Source organism: Synechococcus sp. R3-13 (genome assembly GCF_047462195.1).
Classification (GTDB): Bacteria; Cyanobacteriota; Cyanobacteriia; order Thermostichales; family Thermostichaceae; genus Thermostichus.
On sequence record NZ_JANSIO010000199.1, the window covers coordinates 1 to 2,823 of the forward strand.

Annotated in this window: 2 protein-coding genes; one reads left to right on the forward strand and one right to left on the reverse strand. The window is 60.2% G+C overall.

The features are described from left to right. Positions 1-85 precede the first annotated feature (85 nt). Positions 86-1,024 (forward strand): PfkB family carbohydrate kinase, encoded by a 939-nt coding sequence (locus NW856_RS06090; protein WP_414399518.1) that lies wholly within the window; start codon positions 86-88, stop codon positions 1,022-1,024. Here NW856_RS06090 and NW856_RS06095 read toward each other — a convergent pair. Further along, positions 1,018-2,742: an ABC transporter ATP-binding protein gene (locus NW856_RS06095; protein WP_414399519.1), complete on the reverse strand. Its 1,725-nt coding sequence runs from the start codon at positions 2,740-2,742 to the stop codon at positions 1,018-1,020. The two genes, NW856_RS06090 and NW856_RS06095, sit on opposite strands and share 7 nt — an antisense overlap. Positions 2,743-2,823: the final 81 nt, after the last annotated feature.

Genomic DNA, 2,823 nt, shown 5'->3' on the forward strand with positions numbered 1-2,823 from the left:
ATAACCATGGAGGCGGACTTTCCTCTCGACACTGATCCTACCGGTACAGCACGGGGCTCCTGCGATTTCTAGCTGAGTGCTCAAGATGGATCCCTCTCATGTGCCCCTGGGTTTGCCGCTCATCTTGGGGGAGGTGCTTTTCGACTGCTTCCCCACAGAGATTGTGCTGGGCGGAGCAGCTTTGAATGTGGCTTGGAACCTCAAGGGGCTGGGATCCGATCCCCTCTTGCTCAGTCGTGTTGGCCAAGACGAGGCCGCCAGAGAGCTGCTGGGGGCCTTGCGACGGCAGGGGCTGCGCCTGGAGGGTCTGCAGCAGGATTCTGTTCACCCCACCGGCAAGGTTCAAGTAACCCTGGATGAGCAAGGGATCCCCACCTTCGCCATCTTGCCCGACCAAGCCTACGACTACATCCAGCTGGATATCGGGGCTCTGCAAGCTCTCCAGCCCAGCCTGCTCTACCGGGGCAGCTTGGCAGCCCGCCGGGAGGCAGCCCATCGCCACTTTCAAGAGGGGATCCCCGCTTTGGGCTGTCCCGTGTTTCTGGATCTCAACCTGCGGGATCCCTGGTGGCATCCAGACGCCATCCAGGAGATGCTGCGCACCTGCACTTGGCTGAAGCTGAACCAGGCAGAGCTGGAGCAAGTGGCCCAACTGGAAGGGATCCCTGCCGGAGACGTGCTGGAGCAAGGGCAGATCCTCCAGGCCCACCTGAACCTGAAAGGTCTATTTTTGACTCTGGGAGCGGCAGGCGCACTGCTGATCACCCCTGCTCAGGTCTATCGGGCCGACCCGGTTCCTGCGCCTCAGCTGGTGGATACAGTGGGGGCGGGAGATGCGTTTAGCGCCGTAGCCATCCTGGGGCTGTTGCGGGGATGGCCGGAGGCGATTCTGGTGCAACGAGCCGTGCAATTTGCAGCGGCCATCTGCGGGATCCCGGGGGGAGCGCCTGCGGATCCGGAGTTTTACCGGCCCTTCTGGCAGGCATGGGAGATCCAGGAGATCCAGAGGCCAAGGGTTCAATGAAACTGGCGCAGGTGAAACTGGGCGTAGCGACCCCCTTTGCCCAGCAATTCTCGGTGATTTCCCTGCTCCAGCAATTGCCCCTGCTCCAAGACGAAAATGCGGTGGGCGGTGCGCACTGTCGAGAGGCGGTGGGCAATCACAAAAACGGTGCAGCGTTGCATCAGCCGTTGCAGCGCTTCCTGCACCAACGCTTCTGACTCGTTGTCCAAAGCAGAGGTAGCCTCGTCCAGGATCAAGATCTTGGGGCTGAGGAGCACGGCGCGGGCAATGGCCAGCCGTTGCCGTTGTCCACCGGAGAGGGTGACCCCCCGTTCTCCCACGCGGGTGGCGTAGCCATCGGGCAAGCTCTCGATAAAGGTGTCGATGTTGGCCACCTGGGCCGCCTGGCGTACCGCTTCCAGGTCAAAATGCTCTTGTCCGTAGGCGATGTTGCTGGCAATGGTTCCCGAAAACAGGGTGATCTCCTGCGGCACAATGCCGATCTGCCGGCGCAGGCTCTTGAGGGTGACGGTGCGGATGTCGATGCCGTCGATGCGGATGCAGCCCTGCTGGGGATCGTAAAAGCGGGGAATCAGGCTCACCAGGGTGGATTTGCCGGCGCCGGAGGATCCCACCAAGGCCACAATCTCGCCGGGAGACACCTGAAAGCTGATCTGTTTGAGCACCGGCTGATCCGGTTTGTAGGCAAAGGAAACTTGGTCGAACTCCACCCAACCCTGAATGGCAGGCATGGGGCGGGCCCCGGGCAGCTCCCGGATTTGGGAGCGGGTGTTTAGCAGCTCGAAAATCCGCTCCACCGAAGCCTCACCCTGTTTCAGCTCGCTGTAGTTGTTGGTGATGTGAACAATAGGGTCGATCAACATCGCAACACCGGCGATAAAGCCGAGAAACTGGCTGCCGGTCAGGTTGCCCTGGCTAATTTGCCAGCCGCCCACCCAAAACACCCCCAACACGCTCATGGCGTACAGGAAGCCCACCACCGGGTCTTGGATGGCTCTCATCTGTTCGGTCTGAAACCGGGCCAGGCGGTTGCTTTCGGCAATGGCACTGAAGCGGCGAATTTCGTAGTCCTCAGCCGCAAAGGCGCGAGTGAGGCTGATCCCGGCAAACACCTCTGTCAAGAGGGCGGCCAAATCCGACATCTTCTCTTGGTTGAGGCGGGAGCGAAACAAAAGGCGATCCCCAAACCAACTGATCAAGGCTCCCATCAGGGGGGCTATCAGCAAGGTGGTCAAGGTGAGAATGCCGTTGAGATAGAACAGGTAGGCCACCACCGCCAAGATGGTGAGCACGCTGGGGATGAAGCGATGGAAAAACCGCTGCACCACCTCTCCCACCCGATCCAGATCCCCCGTGAGGCGATAGACCAGATCGCCGGTGCGGCTGCCGGAAAAATAGTCCACATCCAGTGCCTGCAGGTGGGCATAAATCTGTTGGCGCAATTCCAAAACCATTTGCAAGGAGGCCCTCGCCATCAGGGTGTCTTGGCCATATTGGAAAGCGCCGCGCACCAAGAAAAACACCACCCCAATCAAGGCCAGCATCCGCAATTGCCCCAGATCCCCGGCACCGATGGAGCGGGCCACCCACTCGATCAAGTAGGCGAGGGCGGGCATGGTTAGCACAAAGCCAAGGGTACAGGTTAGCCCCAGCAACAACATCCACAGATGGGGCCGAATGAAGGGAATGAGACGGCGATAGCTGCGACCTGGATGCACAAATCACAAACCAGAAGGGCCTCTGACCCAACCAGCTTACAGGATAGTGTTGCGGACTGCTGCCGGGATCCCTGAAACTGG

Excerpts from the sequence above, each read along its gene's own strand:
- NW856_RS06090 (WP_414399518.1), top strand. The coding sequence starts at position 86 with ATGGATCCCTCTCATGTGCCCCTGGGTTTGCCGCTCATCTTGGGGGAG.